Genomic DNA, 15,459 nt, shown 5'->3' with positions numbered 1-15,459 from the left:
ACTGCATGTCTACTGACACTTCCGCCGCGATCGGCCCCGTCGAGGGCGGGTCTCTGTTCGACGCCGACAACCCGGCGCCGTTCATCGAGGCCCCTCGTGCGCGCACCAAGAAGACCCCGAAGTCCACTCGGGGCAATTTCGAGATGTACGCCTGGCTCTTCATGCGCCTCTCCGGCGTCGTCCTGGTCGTCCTGGTCCTGGGCCACCTGCTGATCCAGCTGGTCCTCGACGGCGGCGTCTCCAAGATCGGCTTCGCCTTCGTGGCCGGCCGCTGGGCCTCGCCGTTCTGGCAGGTCTGGGACCTGCTGATGCTGTGGCTGGCGATGCTCCATGGTGCAAACGGTCTTCGTACGGTCATCAACGACTACGCGGAGCGCGCCAACACGCGCCTGTGGCTCAAGGGCCTGCTGTACACCGCCACGGTGTTCACCATCCTTCTCGGCACGCTGGTGATCTTCACCTTCGACCCGAACATCCGCTAGAGCCCGGGGCAAAGAGACTTATGAAGATCCACAAGTACGACACCGTCATCGTCGGCGCCGGCGGCGCCGGCATGCGCGCGGCCATCGAGTCGACGAAGCGCAGCCGCACCGCCGTGCTCACGAAGCTCTACCCGACCCGCTCCCACACCGGCGCGGCGCAGGGCGGCATGGCTGCCGCCCTCGCCAACGTCGAGGAGGACAACTGGGAGTGGCACACCTTCGACACGATCAAGGGCGGCGACTACCTGGTCGACCAGGACGCCGCCGAGATCCTGGCGAAGGAGGCCATCGACGCGGTCCTCGACCTCGAGAAGATGGGCCTGCCGTTCAACCGCACGCCCGCCGGCGAGATCGACCAGCGCCGCTTCGGCGGTCACAGCCGTAACCACGGCGAGGCCCCGGTCCGCCGTGCGTGCTACGCCGCCGACCGCACCGGTCACATGATCCTCCAGACCCTCTACCAGAACTGCGTCAAGGAGGGTGTGGAGTTCTTCAACGAGTTCTACGTCCTGGACCAGCTTCTGGTCGAGGAGGACGGCGTCAAGAAGTCCGCAGGCGTGGTCGCCTACGAACTCGCCACCGGCGAGATCCACGTCTTCCAGTCGAAGTCGGTCATCTACGCCTCCGGCGGCACCGGCAAGTTCTTCAAGGTGACGTCGAACGCGCACACCCTGACCGGTGACGGCCAGGCGGCCTGCTACCGCCGCGGGCTCCCGCTGGAGGACATGGAGTTCTTCCAGTTCCACCCGACGGGCATCTGGCGCATGGGCATCCTGCTGACGGAGGGCGCCCGCGGTGAGGGCGGCATCCTCCGCAACAAGGACGGCGAGCGCTTCATGGAGAAGTACGCGCCGGTCATGAAGGACCTCGCGTCCCGTGACGTCGTGTCCCGCTCCATCTACACGGAGATCCGTGAGGGCCGCGGCTGCGGTCCCGAGGGCGACCACGTCTACCTCGACCTCACGCACCTCCCGCCGGAGCAGCTGGACGCGAAGCTCCCGGACATCACGGAGTTCGCGCGTACGTACCTCGGCATCGAGCCCTACACGGACCCGATCCCGATCCAGCCGACCGCGCACTACGCCATGGGCGGCATCCCGACGAACGTCCAGGGCGAGGTCCTCTCGGACAACACCACGGTCGTCCCGGGTCTGTACGCCGCCGGTGAGGTCGCCTGCGTGTCGGTGCACGGCGCCAACCGCCTGGGCACCAACTCGCTCCTCGACATCAACGTGTTCGGCAAGCGCTCGGGCATCGCCGCCGCCGAGTACGCGCACAAGACCGAGTACATCGAGCTGCCGGAGAACCCGGCCGCAATGGTCGAGGCCCAGATCGAGCGCCTGCGCAACTCCACGGGCACCGAGCGGGTCGCCACGATCCGCCTGGAACTCCAGGAGTGCATGGACGCCAACGTGATGGTCTTCCGTACGGAACAGACCATCAAGACGGCCGTCGAGAAGATCGCCGAGCTGCGCGAGCGTTACCTCAACGTCTCGATCCAGGACAAGGGCAGGCGATTCAACACCGACCTCCTCGAGGCCGTCGAGCTGGGCAACCTGCTCGACCTCGCCGAGGTCATGGCGACGTCCGCCCTGGCGCGCAAGGAGTCCCGCGGCGGTCACTACCGCGAGGACTACCCGAACCGCGACGACGTCAACTTCATGCGCCACACCATGGCGTACCGCGAGGTCGCCGACGACGGCACGGAGTCGATCCGGCTCGACTACAAGCCGGTCGTCCAGACCCGCTACCAGCCGATGGAGCGTAAGTACTGATGGCTACCCCGACCATGGACAAGGCCGAAGCGGCCGGCACACCCGAGCCGGGCTTCGCCGACACCCCGTACATCACGGCCACCTTCCGGATCCGCCGGTTCAACCCGGAGGTCTCCGACCAGTCGGAGTGGGAGGACTTCGAGGTCCTCATCGACCCGAAGGAGCGTGTGCTCGACGCTCTCCACAAGATCAAGTGGGAGCTCGACGGCACGCTGACCTTCCGCCGCTCGTGCGCCCACGGCGTCTGCGGCTCGGACGCGATGCGGATCAACGGCAAGAACCGCCTCGCGTGCAAGACGCTGATCAAGGACCTCAACCCGGACAAGCCGATCACGATCGAGGCCATCAAGGGCCTCACGGTCCTCAAGGACCTCGTGGTCGACATGGACCCGTTCTTCCAGGCGTACCGCGACGTGATGCCCTTCCTCATCACCAAGGGCAACGAGCCGACGCGCGAGCGTCTGCAGTCGGCGGAGGACCGCGAGCGGTTCGACGACACGACGAAGTGCATCCTGTGCGCCGCGTGCACGTCCTCGTGCCCGGTGTTCTGGAACGACGGCCAGTACTTCGGCCCGGCCGCGATCGTCAACGCGCACCGCTTCATCTTCGACTCGCGTGACGAGGGCGGCGAGCAGCGGCTCGAGATCCTCAACGACAAGGACGGGGTGTGGCGCTGCCGCACGACGTTCAACTGCACGGACGCATGCCCGCGCGGTATCGAGGTCACGAAGGCGATCCAGGAAGTGAAGCGCGCACTGATCACACGCCGCTTCTGATTTCTTGACCGATTTCTTGACCGAGGGCCCCGCACGCCGCAAGCGTGCGGGGCCCTCGTCACATGCTCATTTAGCAGGACTTAGCCGGGCTTAGCCGTACGCAAGCGCCCCATTAGCGGTGGCTGCGAGGCTTCCCCCATGAGCGTGAGCAGCAACCCAACACCGGCGCAGGTACTGGCGGAGGTCGTGCCCAAGCTGCTGCTTGGCGGCCCGACCGGCCTGACGTACCACCAGGTGGGCGAGGTCGTGGTGGTGAGCGACGTGGTGGAGTGCACCGGCCCCGGCTGCCGCGAGTGGGTCTCCGCGGACCGCCTGCCGCCGGGCCGCTACCCGGTGTGGGCCGGTTACCGCGTGGACTGCGGCCCGCTCGACTACCCGTACGACTACGCGCAGGACGGCGGCGAGGACGAGCCCTGGCGTTCCCCGGTGGCCGCGATCGTCGTGCTCGCCCCGGGGACGGACCCCTCCACCCTGCCCGTGCTGACCTTCGACCGCTTCCCCGAGCTGACGTACTTCGGCCCCGAGATCGCCTTCGTCCGGGACGCATCGGCGACCGGACTGCTGGCCTGGGGACCGGGCCCCCACCCCGCACTCAACGCCCTCACGGAGCGCACCACCCTCGCCCTGCGCGACGCGGACCGCGCGGGCACCGTACCCAACGTGGTGGTCGCCGAGCTCAGCCCGGCGACGGGGGTCAATGTGATCGCGCTGCCGGTCGACGAGACGGTGGGCGAGATGTACGACTGCTACGGCGTGGACGAGGAGTTCATCTGCGCGATCTGGACGGTCGGTTGAGGCGGTCCGCTCCGCGGCGCCGGGGAGCGGACCGCCGGTTGCCCGGCCAGGGGAGCCTGATCGTACGGACGAGAGGCATCGCCTCGTACAGGTCAGGCAGCGCGGTCACCACCGGACAGTCGTCCGGCGTTCGAGGGGCTCATCGCCGCCTCGGAGCACGAGTTCAGCACCCGGAACCAACTGCCGCCGTCGTGGAACTTCGCCGGACGGCAGAACCCGCGCCCCTAGACCGCGCACGCCACTGGTCAGCCGCCCAGCGGTGACGCCGGGCGCTCGAAGAAGGTCTCCAGGGAGACCGTCGCCTGCGTGCCGCTTACGCCCTCGATCTCGTACAACCTCCGCAGTACGTACTGGAGTTGCTCCGTCGTGGACGTGCGCACCTTCACCAGCACCGACGCGGTCCCCGCGATCACGTGCGCCTCCTGGATCTCCGCGATCGCGGCGAAGGCGGCGGCCGAATCGCCCATCCAGACCGACGACTCCACCATCACGAAGGCCAGTACGCCACGGCCCAGCGCGGCCGGGTCCACCTCGATCGTGGTGCGCCGGATGACGCCGCGTTCGCGCAGTTTCCGTACGCGTTCGTGCGCGGCGCCCGCCGAGAGGCCGACCGCCTTGCCGAGGGCGGCGTACGCCTGGGTGGCGTCCTCCTGGAGGAGGGCTACGAGTTCGCGGTCAGTGGCATCCATGGTTGCCACCATACCGGATTCTGCGATATTCATGATTCAGCGAACGAGGTTCGGTTCGATCGTTGATCTGAAGGAGACCGTCGTGTCCACTTCCCCCCGCCCCGAGATATACGAAGTCCTGGACGACCGCTTCCGTACCGGGAAGTGCGCCAACGGCGACCAGCAGCTGGAGAAGCTGGCCGGGGGCTGCCGTTGGGCCGAGGGGCCGGTCTATCTCCCCGCGTGGCGGCAGCTGATCTGGAGCGACATCCCCAACGACCGGATGCTCAGGTGGGACGAGCAGACGGGCGCGGTCTCCCTCTTCCGTTCGCCGGCCGGGCACAGCAACGGCAACACCCTTGATCTGCAAGGCCGGTTGATCAGCTGCGAGCAGGGCGGTCGACGCGTCAGCCGCACCGAGCACGACGGGTCCGTCACCGTCGTCGCCGACCGTTTCGAGGGCAAGCGGTTCAACAGTCCGAACGACTCGACCGTGCGGTCGGACGGCTCGATCTGGTTCTCCGACCCGGACTTCGGCATCACCAGCGACTACGAGGGCCATCGCGCGGAGCCGGAGATCGGTGGCTGCAACGTCTACCGGGTGGACCCGGCCACGGGTGAGGTCCGTCTCGTCGCGGACGGTTTCGGCGGGCCGAACGGGCTCGTCTTCTCGCCCGACGAGAGCCAGTTGTACGTGTCCGACACCCGCGCAGGCCACATCCGCGTCTTCGACGTCCGCGAGAACGGCACGCTCTCCGACGGCAAGGTCTTCACCGAGGCCCGCCAGGGCGCCCGGTTCGACAACATCCGCTTCGACGACGGCGGCCGGCTGTGGGCGGCCGCCCTCGACGACGGGGTGCACTGCTACGACCCGGACGGGACGCTGCTCGGGCGGATCGTGATGCCCGAAACAGTCTCCAACATCGCCTTCGGCGGCCCGAAGAACAACCGCATGTTCATCACGGCGAACACCTCGCTGTACTCGCTGGTGATGGCCGTGACGGGCGTCCCGAGGATCCGCCGCTGAGCGGTCAGTGCTCGGCGACCGCCGTGTTCTGGCAGGCGGTCGGCAGCCACCGGCCGTTCTCCTCGGTCATGACGTGGAGCGGCCTCCTGGCCCTGGCCGGCCCTATCGCCAGGCCGCGCCGCCGTCCGCCTCCGCGGTCAGCATGATGCGGCGGAGCATGTCGTTGAGCTGGGTGCGTTCGGTCGAGGAGAGTACGTCCAGCAGGCGGTACTCCTCGTGGCCGACCGCCTCCATCGCGACCAGCCAGGTCGCACGGCCCGCGTCCGTGAGCTCCACGTCCACCCGGCGGCGGTCCGTCGGGGACGGCGTACGGAGGATGAAGCCGCGGCGCTCCAGGGCGTCCAGGCGGCCGGTGACCGATGCCGGGGCCAGGTCCAGGTCTCTGGCGAGGTCGGAGGGGGCCGACTTGCCACCGCGGCCCGCCAGCTTGTGGAGGGTGTCGAACTCCGGGCGGTCCAGCGCGAGTTCCACCAGGGACTGCTCGCGGACACGGCGCAGGTGGACCGAGAGTTTCGACATGCGCGTCACCGCGCCCTCGATCACGGGGTCGAGGTCGGGGAGCACGGGCCGCCAGCGCGCCACATGCTCGTCGGTCCAGTCCTGGTCCTGGGGCTCCATGGGTCGATGGTAGGCGGAACCCGGCGGTTCGTTCGGCAGGAGATATTTCGTTGACGAATAGTTCGGCAACGAAATACCTTGACGGCCATGGATCCGCATCCCCTGCGCAACCGCTCCTTCCGGCTGCTCTTCCTCGGCCGCACCCTGTCCATGACCGGGGACGCCGTCATCCCCGCCGCCCTGACTCTCGCCGTCCAGGAGGCAACCGACTCGGCCGGTGCCATCGCACTCGTCCTCGCCTGCGCGCTGATCCCGAAGCTCCTCCTGCTGCCGCTCGGCGGCGTCGTCGGCGACCGCTTCAACGCACGGACCGTCGCGCTCACCACGGATCTCGTACGGTGCGGGACCCAGCTGTTCGTCGCCGTCCAGCTCATCGGCGGTGAGCCGCATCTGGGCCTCCTCGCCGCCGCCGAGGCCGTGGGCGGCGCGGCCGGCGCCTTCGCCATGCCGACCGTCTCTCCGCTGGTGCGCGGCACCGTCGAGGACAGCGGCCTGCTCCGCGCCAACGCCCTCATGGGCGTCGTCTCCAGCTCGACCCGCCTCGGCGGGCCCGCGCTCGCCGCCCTGCTCATCGCCACCGCCGGTCCCGGCTGGGCGTTCGTGCTGGACGGGATCAGTTTCGCGGTGAGCGCCGCCCTGCTGGCCGTCATCACGGTCAAGCACGTACCGATGGAACGCAGTTCCGTACTCACCGACCTCAAGGAGGGCTGGCACGAGGTGCGGTCGCGCGACTGGTACTGGACCAGCCTCATCGGCCACTCCTGCTGGAACGGGGCCGCCGCCGTCCTGATGACCCTGGGCCCGGGCCTGGCCGTTCACGACCTCGGCGGCAAGTGGGTGTGGGTCTGGACCCTGCAGACCGGCGCCGTCGGACTGCTGCTCGGCTCGCTGCTCGCCGGCCGCGCCAGGCCCCGGCGCCCCGTACTGGTCGCCAACATGGGCCTCGCCCTGTACGCCGTCCCGCTCGGACTGCTGGCCGCGCACGCCCCCGTACCGCTGACCATCGGTGCGTACGGAGTCGCCCAGGCCGGGCTCGGTTTCCTCAGCCCCGTCTGGGAGACCGCCGTCATCTCCGCGATACCGCCCCACACGCTGGCCCGCGTCACCTCCTACGACTGGCTGCTCTCACTCGCCGCGATGCCGCTCGGCTATGCGCTCGCCCCGCTCGCCGCCGACGCCTGGGGTCCCGAAGTGCCGCTCACGGTCGCGGCGTTCGCGGTCCTCGTGAGCTGTCTGGGGACGGTGGCCGTGCCCGGGGTCCGGCGGCTTGAACATGTTCAAAAGGAGGTCTACAGTCACTGACGACAGCATTTTTGAACGTGTTCAGGGGAGTGTGGGTCATGGACCTCACCGTTGTCTCGTACGTCGTCTATCTCGTCATCAGCGTTGCTCTCACCATCTGGGTCGCCCGCACCCTCAGCCAGAACGGCAGGGTCTTCCTCGGCGACGTACTGCACGGGAACGAAAAGCTCGCCGACGCCGTCAACCACCTGCTCGTGGTCGGCTTCTACCTGGTCAACCTGGGCTTCGTCGCCCTCTACCTGCAGGACGACACCACCATCTCCGACGCCCGGGGGGTCTTCGAGGCGCTCTCGAAGAAGCTCGGTGTGGTGCTGCTCGTGCTCGGCGTGATGCACCTCGGCAACGTCTACGCACTCAACAAGTTCCGCCGCCGCGGCATCATGGAGCGCGAGCAGACGCCGCCGGTCGGACCGCAGGGCTGGGTCGCACCCACCGCCGGGGCGTGACGGGCCATGGGCATGCCGGTCAAGGGCCTCACCGTGCTGTACGACGCCCAGTGCCCGCTCTGCGTACATCTGCGGCAGTGGCTGGTGGGGCAGCGACAGCTGGTGCCGCTGACCCTGGTCCCCGCCGGTTCGGAGTCGGCGCGCAAGCGCTTCCCCGGCCTCGATCACCGCGCCACTGTCGAGGAGATCACCGTCATCGGTGACCGGGGCCAGATCTACCGCGGCCCCGCCGCCTGGATCGTCTGCCTCTGGGCGCTGGCCGACCACCGGGCCAAGTCCCACTGGCTGGCCACCCCCGCCGGAGCGCCTTTCGTACGCGTCGCGATGCTCTCGGCGGCCAAGTACCGCGACCTCACCGCACAGCCCTGCGCCGAGCGGTGCGAGATCCCCGGTTAGGCTCGGTTCCCGTGACAGACGCAAAGGCCCCCAAGAGCGAGCAGACCCGCACGCTCATCCTCGAAACCGCGCTCCGGCTCTTCCAGGAGCGCGGTTACGACAAGACGACCATGCGGGCCATCGCCCAGGAGGCCGGGGTGTCCACCGGCAACGCGTACTACTACTTCTCCTCCAAGGAACACCTGGTCCAGGGGTTCTACGACCGGATCGCCGCCGAACACCAGGCGGCGGTCCGTCCCGTACTGGACAAGGAGACCGACCTCCAGGCCCGGCTGGCCGGTGTACTGAAGGCCTGGCTGGACATCGCGGCCCCGTACCACGAGTTCGCCGCGCAGTTCTTCAAGAACGCCGCCGACCCCGAGAGCCCGCTCAGCCCCTTCTCCCCCGAGTCCGAGCACGCCCGCGAGGCGGCCATCGACGTCCACCGGGAGGTCCTGGCCGGCTCGAAGTCGAAGGTCGCCCCCGAACTGGTCGACATACTCCCCGAGTTGATGTGGCTCTCACAGATGGGCCTCGTCCTCTACTGGGTCTTCGACCGCTCCGACGGCCGCGAGCGCAGCCACCGCCTCGCGGAGCGCGGTGCACATCTGACCACCCGCGGGGTGTCGCTCGCACGCTTCCGGGTACTGCGTCCGCTGGTCCTGGAAGTGCACGAGCTCTTCACGGACTTCCTCCCGGGAATGGCGCAGACCGCGACGGCGCGCAAGCGCTAGAGCGAGAGCGAGAGCGAGAGCGAGAGCGAGAGCGAGAGCGAGAGCGAGAGCTGACTGAGCGAGACCAGGGGATTCACTGCACGGCTGCTCCACTGAGCACCAGGTCATGGACCAACGGCTCCTCGCCGACCCGGACATGGCGGGCCTGCGGCTCGTACAGTCCCGTCGTCGCCGCCAGCAGGTAGGCGCCCGGTGACGGTACGGCCAGGATGTACGAGCCGTCCGCGAGCGACGTGACCCGGTCCAGCTGACGCCCGCCGGGTGAAAGCAGCGTGAGCACCGCTTCGGCGACCGGGGCGCCTTCCTCTGTGCGTACGAAACCGTGTATGACCTGCACGGGAGTCCCCTCCGTTGTCGGCTGTTCCTCGTGCGGCTCGACCGCCAGGTGCGGCAGTCGCTTCTCCAGGCCGGCCGGGAGCCACCAGTTGGACCGGCCGAGCAGGTGCATCGCCGCCGGCACCAGTGCCGTACGGAGAATGAAGGCGTCCAGCGCCACTGCCGCAGCGAGGCCGATGCCGGCCATCGCGCCCTCCACGTCGCCGCTCAGGACGAACGCGCTGAAGACGCAGATCATGATCAGGGCGGCACAGTTGATGACCCGGCTCGTCTCGGCGAGGCCGATGCGGACCGCGCGGGCGTTGTCGCGGGTGTGCACCCACTCCTCGTGCATACGGCTGACCAGGAAGACCTGATAGTCCATCGAGAGGCCGAAGAGGAGCGAGAGCATGATGACGGGGAGGAAGGCCGTGATGGGGCCCGCCTTCGCGTCCAGGAGATTCGCCCCCCAGCCCCACTGGAAGATCGCCACCAGGACCCCGAAGGACGCTGCCGCCGCCACCAGGTTCATGACCGCCGCCATCAGCGGGACCACCAGCGAGCGGAAGGCCACCAGCAGGAGCAGGAAGCCGAGGCCGATGATCGTGGCCACGAAGTACGGGAGGCGCGATCCCGTCACCGCGGCGAAGTCCTTGAAAGTCGCCGTCACCCCGCCGACATGGGCGGGGACGTGTGAGGCCGGGATGACGTCGTTGCGGAGGCGGTCGATGAGCTGGGCTGTCTCCTTCGATTGCGGTGACGTCTCGGGGACCACCTGGATCACGGAGACGCCGTGCGACGGCGGGGTCGCCGCCACCTTGTGCACGCCCTCGGTCGCGTTGATCCGCTGGACCAGATCGCCCGTGTCCGCCTGCGGGGAGACCACCAGGAGCGGGCCGTTGAATCCGGGGCCGAAGCCCTCGGCGAGCATGTCGTACGCCTGGCGGGTGGTCGTCGACTTGGGCTGGTTGCCCTGGTCGGACGCACCGAGGCGGAGCGAGAAGACGGGGATCGCCAGGATGCCCATCACCACCAGCGCCATCAGCGCCACCGAGCGCGGGCGCTTCTGTACGTAACCGGACCAGCGCGCCGCCGCGCCCTGCGCGTCCCCCTTCAGCGGGCCGTCGGCCGCCAGCTTCCTGCGCTGCCTGCGACTCAGTACACGCGGGCCCAGCAGGCCGAAGAGGGCGGGCAGCAGGGTCGTCGCGGCGAGCACCGAGAGGATCACCGTGACGGACGTCGCGATGACGACCCCATTGAGGAAGGACAGGCGCATCACCAGCATCCCGGCCAGCGCGATGACCACCGTGCCACCCGCGAACAGCACCGCCCGGCCCGAGGTGTTGAGGGCGGTGACCGCCGACTCCTCCGGTTCGAGGCCGCGCAGGATGCCCTTGCGGTGGCGGGTGACGATGAAGAGCGCGTAGTCGATGCCGACGCCCAGTCCGATCAACGAGCCGAGCAGCGGGGCGAATTCAGGGATGTCGGTGGCGTGGCTGAGGAGCGTCGTCGACATCGCACCCATGCCCACACCGAAGATCGCGATGGTGATCGGCAGCAGCATCGAGAAGAACGCACCGAAGGCGAGGAAGAGAACGACCGCGGCCGCGAGGATGCCGACGCCCTCGGACAGCCCCTGGGGCGACTGCTGGATCCGCTGGATCGCCTGTCCGCCGAGCTCCACCTTCAGCCCCTCGCGGGCCGCGTGGTGCGCGGTGTCGACGACGTTCTGGACGAGGTTCTTCGGTACGGAGTCTCCGCGCTCCGTGAAGGTGATCTGCGCGTACGCCGTACGCCCGTTGTCGCTGGCCGTCGGCGCGCTGACCTGGCCGACGCCCTTCATCGCCGCGATGGACTTCAGCGCGGGGTCGATCCTGCCCCGTACCGCCGCGTCGGACACCGAGCCCGCCGACGTACGCCAGACGACCGTGTCCGTGTCGCCCGACGCCTGCGGGAAGGCCTTGTTCATCAGGTCGTACGCCCGAGTGGAGTCAGTGTCCGGCAGGCTGAAGACGTTCGAGTAGTTGGTTCCCGCGACCGTGCCCCCCGCTCCCAGGCCGACCAGCGCGCCCACCCACAGCAACAGGACCACCAGCCGGTGCCGGTAGCACCACCTTGCCAATGCCGCCACGATTCATGCCCCTTCCCTTGTCTTCTGCGTACCCCCCGGGCCGTTCCCAGCATCGGGCCCGGACCCCTCGCACCAGGGAGTGCGGCCATGACTCTCAGGGAACTCCAAGACAGCGACCGCTGTTCAGTACAACGGCCGGACGGATACTGGGGACATGAGCCAATCTCCGGCGGCAGTCCCGGCAGGCCCGGCCGCCCCGGCGACCGTCCTCGTCGTCGAGGACGAGCCGAGCATCGCGGACGTCCTCACGATCGCCCTGCGCTACCACCGCTTCGAGGTGGTGACCGCGGGTTCCGTACGGCAGGCGGCCGCCCTGCTGCGCGAGCTGCGGCCCGATGTGGCGCTGCTCGACGTGATGCTCCCCGACGGCGACGGGCGGCTCCTGGGACGGGAGTTGAGAGATCTCCACCCGGAGACGGCGATCGTCTTCCTCACCGCGCGCGACGCCCCCGCCGAGATCGTCGGCGGTCTGGCGCTGGGCGACGACTACATCACCAAGCCCTTCAACATCGACGAGGTGATCGCCCGCGTGCGCGCCGTCCTGCGCCGCACCCGGCCCGCTGACTTCCTGCCCGCGCGCCCGCCGCTGCGCCACGGCGACCTGGAGCTGGACGAGTCGACGTACACCGTGCGCAGGGCGGGCGGTGCGGTGGAGCTCACCCCCACCGAGTACGCGCTGCTGCGCTTCCTCGTACGGAACGCGGGCACCGTCGTCACCAAGGAGCAGCTCCTGCGCCATGTCTGGCGCTTCGAGCACGCGGCGGAGTCCACCGTCGTCGAGACCTACATCAGCTATCTGCGCCGCAAACTCGACCCGCTCGGGCCGCCGCTGATCACCACCCGGCGCGGCATCGGATACGGGCTGGCATGACGCACATACGACCGCGCCGCCGCCATCTGCAGTCCCTGCGCGGCAAGTTGACCGTCGCAACCGTGCTGCTGCTCGCCATCGGCATCATCACCGCGACCGCCATCAGCCTCATGGGCATGCGCCACTATCTCCTCGACGCCTCCGACACGAATCTGCACAACTCCCGCAACAGCCTGCAGAACATGAATCTCACCCTGCAGCAGATCGAGTCGCTCACGGCGCTCGCCGTAGTACGCGACCAGTTCACCGGAGCCAACAGCAAGGCAGGCATCCTGCCCCGCCCGGAGTCCCTCTTCGTCCCCCTGGACAACGACGGCCGCGCCCTCTCCGTCGGCACCGTCACCCCCACCGCCCGCCAGCAGAGCCTCGCCGACGCGGTGCGCGACCCGGCGGCCGTCGCCGCCTCCAACTCGATCCACGACATCAGGCTGGACGGCGACCCGTACCGGATGACGGGGGTGCGCCTCAAGGACGGCACCATCGTGATCCTGGCGACCTCCACCAAGGCCGTCCACGACAGCATCAAGAAGGCGCTCAAGCTCGATCTCGCGGTGGGGACAGGGCTGTTGGTGCTGCTCGCCGTCTTCACGATGTGGGGTGCGCGCAGACGGCTGCGCCCACTGGAGGACATGGTCGAGACGGCGTCCGCCATCGCGGACGGCGATCTGACCCGGCGCGTACCGCCCCGCCCCGGCATGGTCACGGAGGTCGATCAGCTGAGGGTCGCGCTCAACACCATGCTCCAGCAGGTCGAGGCGGCGTACGGCACCCGCGAGCGCTCGGCGGCCCAGCTGCGCCGCTTCGTCGCGGACGCCTCGCACGAGCTGCGGACCCCGCTCTCGGCGATCCGCGGCTATCTCCAGCTGTACGACAAGGGGATGCTGCGCGAGCCCGCCGACCGCACCCGCGCCCTGCGCAGGATGAACGCCGAGGCCGACCGGATGGGACGCCTCGTCGAGGAACTCCTCACCCTGGCCCGCCTCGACCAGCGGCCCGAACTGCGGCTGCGGGAGGTCGACCTGAGCCTGCTGGTCAGGGACGCGGCCGACGACCTGCGCGCCCAGCAGCCCGAGCGGCCGGTGGAGGTGGCGGCGGACGGGGCGATGTTCGTGCACGCGGACGAGTCGGGGCTGCGTCAGCTCGTCGGCAATCTGCTGGCCAACATCCGTGCGCACACGCCCCCGCAGGCGGCGGTTCGGGTGGCGCTGGAACGGGCGGACGGGGTGGTACGGCTGCGGATCGCCGACCAGGGGCCCGGGATGGATCCGCGGGACGCGGACCGGATCTTCGACCGGTTCTTCCGGGCGGGCGGCGGCGCGGGCAGCGGGCTCGGCATGGCGATCGTGCTGGCGGTGACGGACGCGCACGGGGGCGGCGTCGCGGTGGAGACGGCGCCCGGGGCGGGGCTCGCGGTGACCGTGAGCCTGCCGGCCGGGGCACCGGCCGAGGCACCGGCCGGCGTCTCCGCGTAACCCCCGCGTCCGGTGGCCGGCAGACCGCCGGCCACCGGACTGCTCCTAGATCCAGCCCAGTTCCCACAGGCGCCAGACGCCCGTGCCGTCCGACAGGTACTGGCCGCCGGTGACGTCCTTGTTGGTCAGTACGTAGTCGGTGCGCTGCCAGAGCGGGATCAGCGGTACATCCTTGGCGACCAGGTCCTGGAGGGTCCGGAAGTCCTGGGCGGTGCGCGCCCGGTCGTTGAACTCCTGGGTATGCGTGATCAGCCGGTCGATCTCCGGGTCGGTGAAGCCGTTGGAGAGGCTGTTGTCGGTACCGACGAGCGGCTGGGCGTAGTTGTCCGCGTCCGGGTAGTCGGCGATCCAGCCGAGCGCGTACGCGTCGTACTTACCGGCCGCGTATCCGTCCTGGAACGCCTGCCACTTGGCCACGCCGGTCAGCTTGACCTTGAACAGGCCGCCGGTCTCCAGCTGCTTCTTCAGCAGCGCCGCCTCGGCGTCGGTGGTGCTGGTCGAGGAGTAGGCGAAGTTCATCTCCACCGGGGTCTGCACCCCGGCGCGCTCAAGCACCTTCCGCGCCGCGCTCACGTCGACGCTCGGGTAGCTGTCGAAGAACGAGGTGCTGTGTCCGACGAGGCCCTGCGGGATCACCGAGTAGAGCGGCTCGACCGTGCCGCTGTAGACCTGGTCGGCGAGCTGTGCGCGGTCCACGAGCCAGGCGGCGGCCCTGCGCAGGGCGACATTGGCGAACGGCGCGTTCTTGTGCACGTTGAAGACGAGGTTGCGGATCTCGCTGCCGCTGACCTCGTTCACGTGGATGTCGGCCGCGCCCGGGGAGAGCTTGGAGAGCACCGACGGCGGCAGCTCGCGGTGGGTCACGTCGACCAGCCCGGACTTCCAGGCCGCGTTGAGCTGCTCGGGCTGCTTGAAGTAGCTGATCGCGATGGCCGTGCCGGACTTCTTGATGGCGCCCTTGTACTGGGGGTTCGGCTCCAGCGTGGCGCTGACACCGTCCTTGTACTCCTTGAGCACATACGGACCCGAGCCGTCCACAGTGCCGCCCTCGCGCGCCTTCGTCGCCGGGTAGGCGGTGTGGTCGAGGATCGCGCCCGCGCCGGTGGCGATCTTCGACGCGAAGGTCGCGTCACGGGTCTTGAGGTGGAAGGTGATCTTGTCGCCCGCCGAGTCGACCGTGTCGAGGGTGGCGAGGAGCGGTCCGGGGCCGTTGTCGTTGTGGATCTTCAGGACACGGCGGAAGGAGAACACGACGTCCTCGGGTGTGACCTTGTGCCCGTTGGAGAAGTGCAGGTCGTCGCGGAGCCGGCAGCTGAAGGTGCGCAGCGAGGAGTCCTCGAACCGGCAGCTGGTGGCGGCATCGGGCACCGGGGTCGCCGAACCTCGGTCGAACGTCATCAGCGACTGGTACACCTCGCTGTAGAGCGCCCATGAACCGGCGTCGTAGGCGACCGCGGGGTCCAGCGAGGAGACGACGTCCGTGGTGCCGACCCTGATCGGCGTCTTCTTCACCCCGCTGTCGGGCAACAGCTGCCAGGCGCCCACGCCGACGATCGCCAATACGACACAGAACATCAGAATCCGAAGACGGATCGACCGCATTGCCGCGCTCTCCTCAAAAACCCCACCCGCATATTGGCGTTCACCCAATCACACCGGTTTCTTCACGGGA

General features: G+C 69.0%; 15 protein-coding genes. 11 read left to right on the top strand and 4 right to left on the bottom strand.

The genetic code is table 11. The annotated features are described in order from the left end of the window. Positions 1–5: 5 nt before the first annotated feature. The 4 genes from J0695_RS02335 to J0695_RS02320 all read left to right on the top strand — a co-directional run bounded on the left by J0695_RS02335 (position 6) and on the right by J0695_RS02320 (position 3,828). A complete protein-coding gene (locus J0695_RS02335; protein ID WP_206959645.1) occupies positions 6–482 on the top strand; it encodes a succinate dehydrogenase hydrophobic membrane anchor subunit in 477 nt (158 codons plus the stop codon). 20 nt (positions 483–502) lie between these two features. Continuing rightward, positions 503–2,257 carry a succinate dehydrogenase flavoprotein subunit gene (gene sdhA, locus J0695_RS02330; protein WP_206959643.1) on the top strand — a complete coding sequence of 585 codons (1,755 nt, stop codon included), beginning with the start codon at positions 503–505 and terminating at the stop codon, positions 2,255–2,257. Further along, positions 2,257–3,033: a succinate dehydrogenase iron-sulfur subunit gene (locus J0695_RS02325; RefSeq protein ID WP_206959641.1), complete on the top strand. Its 777-nt coding sequence runs from the start codon at positions 2,257–2,259 to the stop codon at positions 3,031–3,033. The genes sdhA and J0695_RS02325 overlap by 1 nt, the downstream gene beginning before the upstream one ends. Before the next feature lie 138 nt (positions 3,034–3,171). Then, positions 3,172–3,828 carry a hypothetical protein gene (locus J0695_RS02320; RefSeq protein ID WP_206959640.1) on the top strand — a complete coding sequence of 219 codons (657 nt, stop codon included), beginning with the start codon at positions 3,172–3,174 and terminating at the stop codon, positions 3,826–3,828. 245 nt (positions 3,829–4,073) lie between these two features. On the opposite strand, the gene J0695_RS02315 is transcribed toward J0695_RS02320, so the two are convergent. Then, entirely contained in the window at positions 4,074–4,517 is a 444-nt protein-coding gene (locus J0695_RS02315) for an Lrp/AsnC family transcriptional regulator (RefSeq protein ID WP_206959638.1), read from the bottom strand. A gap of 82 nt (positions 4,518–4,599) precedes the next feature. On the opposite strand from J0695_RS02315, the gene J0695_RS02310 reads away from it, so the two are divergent. Further along, positions 4,600–5,523, top strand: coding sequence for an SMP-30/gluconolactonase/LRE family protein (locus J0695_RS02310; protein ID WP_307798369.1), 924 nt, complete (start codon positions 4,600–4,602; stop codon positions 5,521–5,523). Between the two features lie 102 nt (positions 5,524–5,625). On the opposite strand, the gene J0695_RS02305 is transcribed toward J0695_RS02310, so the two are convergent. Then, positions 5,626–6,141 carry a MarR family winged helix-turn-helix transcriptional regulator gene (locus J0695_RS02305; protein ID WP_206959634.1) on the bottom strand — a complete coding sequence of 172 codons (516 nt, stop codon included), beginning with the start codon at positions 6,139–6,141 and terminating at the stop codon, positions 5,626–5,628. 87 nt (positions 6,142–6,228) lie between these two features. Here J0695_RS02305 and J0695_RS02300 point away from each other — a divergent pair, with 87 nt between their 5' ends. From J0695_RS02300 to J0695_RS02285, 4 genes are read left to right on the top strand one after another with little or no spacing between them, the layout of a single operon-like run. After that, positions 6,229–7,443 carry an MFS transporter gene (locus J0695_RS02300; RefSeq protein ID WP_206959632.1) on the top strand — a complete coding sequence of 405 codons (1,215 nt, stop codon included), beginning with the start codon at positions 6,229–6,231 and terminating at the stop codon, positions 7,441–7,443. 38 nt (positions 7,444–7,481) lie between these two features. Further along, positions 7,482–7,889: a hypothetical protein gene (locus J0695_RS02295; protein WP_206959631.1), complete on the top strand. Its 408-nt coding sequence runs from the start codon at positions 7,482–7,484 to the stop codon at positions 7,887–7,889. A gap of 6 nt (positions 7,890–7,895) precedes the next feature. Further along, complete coding sequence (locus J0695_RS02290; RefSeq protein WP_206959629.1) at positions 7,896–8,285, top strand: thiol-disulfide oxidoreductase DCC family protein; 390 nt, start codon at positions 7,896–7,898, stop codon at positions 8,283–8,285. A gap of 11 nt (positions 8,286–8,296) precedes the next feature. After that, a complete protein-coding gene (locus tag J0695_RS02285) occupies positions 8,297–8,998 on the top strand; it encodes a TetR/AcrR family transcriptional regulator (protein WP_206959627.1) in 702 nt (233 codons plus the stop codon). Positions 8,999–9,071: 73 nt separating this feature from the next. Here J0695_RS02285 and J0695_RS02280 read toward each other — a convergent pair whose 3' ends face one another. Further along, entirely contained in the window at positions 9,072–11,435 is a 2,364-nt protein-coding gene (locus J0695_RS02280) for an MMPL family transporter (protein ID WP_206959666.1), read from the bottom strand. 163 nt (positions 11,436–11,598) lie between these two features. On the opposite strand from J0695_RS02280, the gene J0695_RS02275 reads away from it, so the two are divergent. Both J0695_RS02275 and J0695_RS02270 read left to right on the top strand, forming a co-directional pair. Beyond that, on the top strand, positions 11,599–12,315 hold the full coding sequence (locus tag J0695_RS02275; RefSeq protein WP_206959625.1) for a response regulator transcription factor: 717 nt from the start codon (positions 11,599–11,601) through the stop codon (positions 12,313–12,315). Next, positions 12,312–13,787 carry a sensor histidine kinase gene (locus tag J0695_RS02270; RefSeq protein WP_206959623.1) on the top strand — a complete coding sequence of 492 codons (1,476 nt, stop codon included), beginning with the start codon at positions 12,312–12,314 and terminating at the stop codon, positions 13,785–13,787. The genes J0695_RS02275 and J0695_RS02270 overlap by 4 nt, the downstream gene beginning before the upstream one ends. Before the next feature lie 45 nt (positions 13,788–13,832). Here J0695_RS02270 and J0695_RS02265 read toward each other — a convergent pair whose 3' ends face one another. Beyond that, complete coding sequence (locus tag J0695_RS02265; protein WP_206959621.1) at positions 13,833–15,389, bottom strand: ABC transporter substrate-binding protein; 1,557 nt, start codon at positions 15,387–15,389, stop codon at positions 13,833–13,835. Positions 15,390–15,459 lie beyond the last annotated feature (70 nt).

The organism is Streptomyces beijiangensis (genome assembly GCF_017315755.1).
In the GTDB taxonomy this organism is placed as follows: domain Bacteria; phylum Actinomycetota; class Actinomycetes; order Streptomycetales; family Streptomycetaceae; genus Streptomyces; species Streptomyces beijiangensis.
Note: the sequence above shows the minus strand (reverse complement) of the source record. Positions and strands in the feature narration are given on the sequence as shown.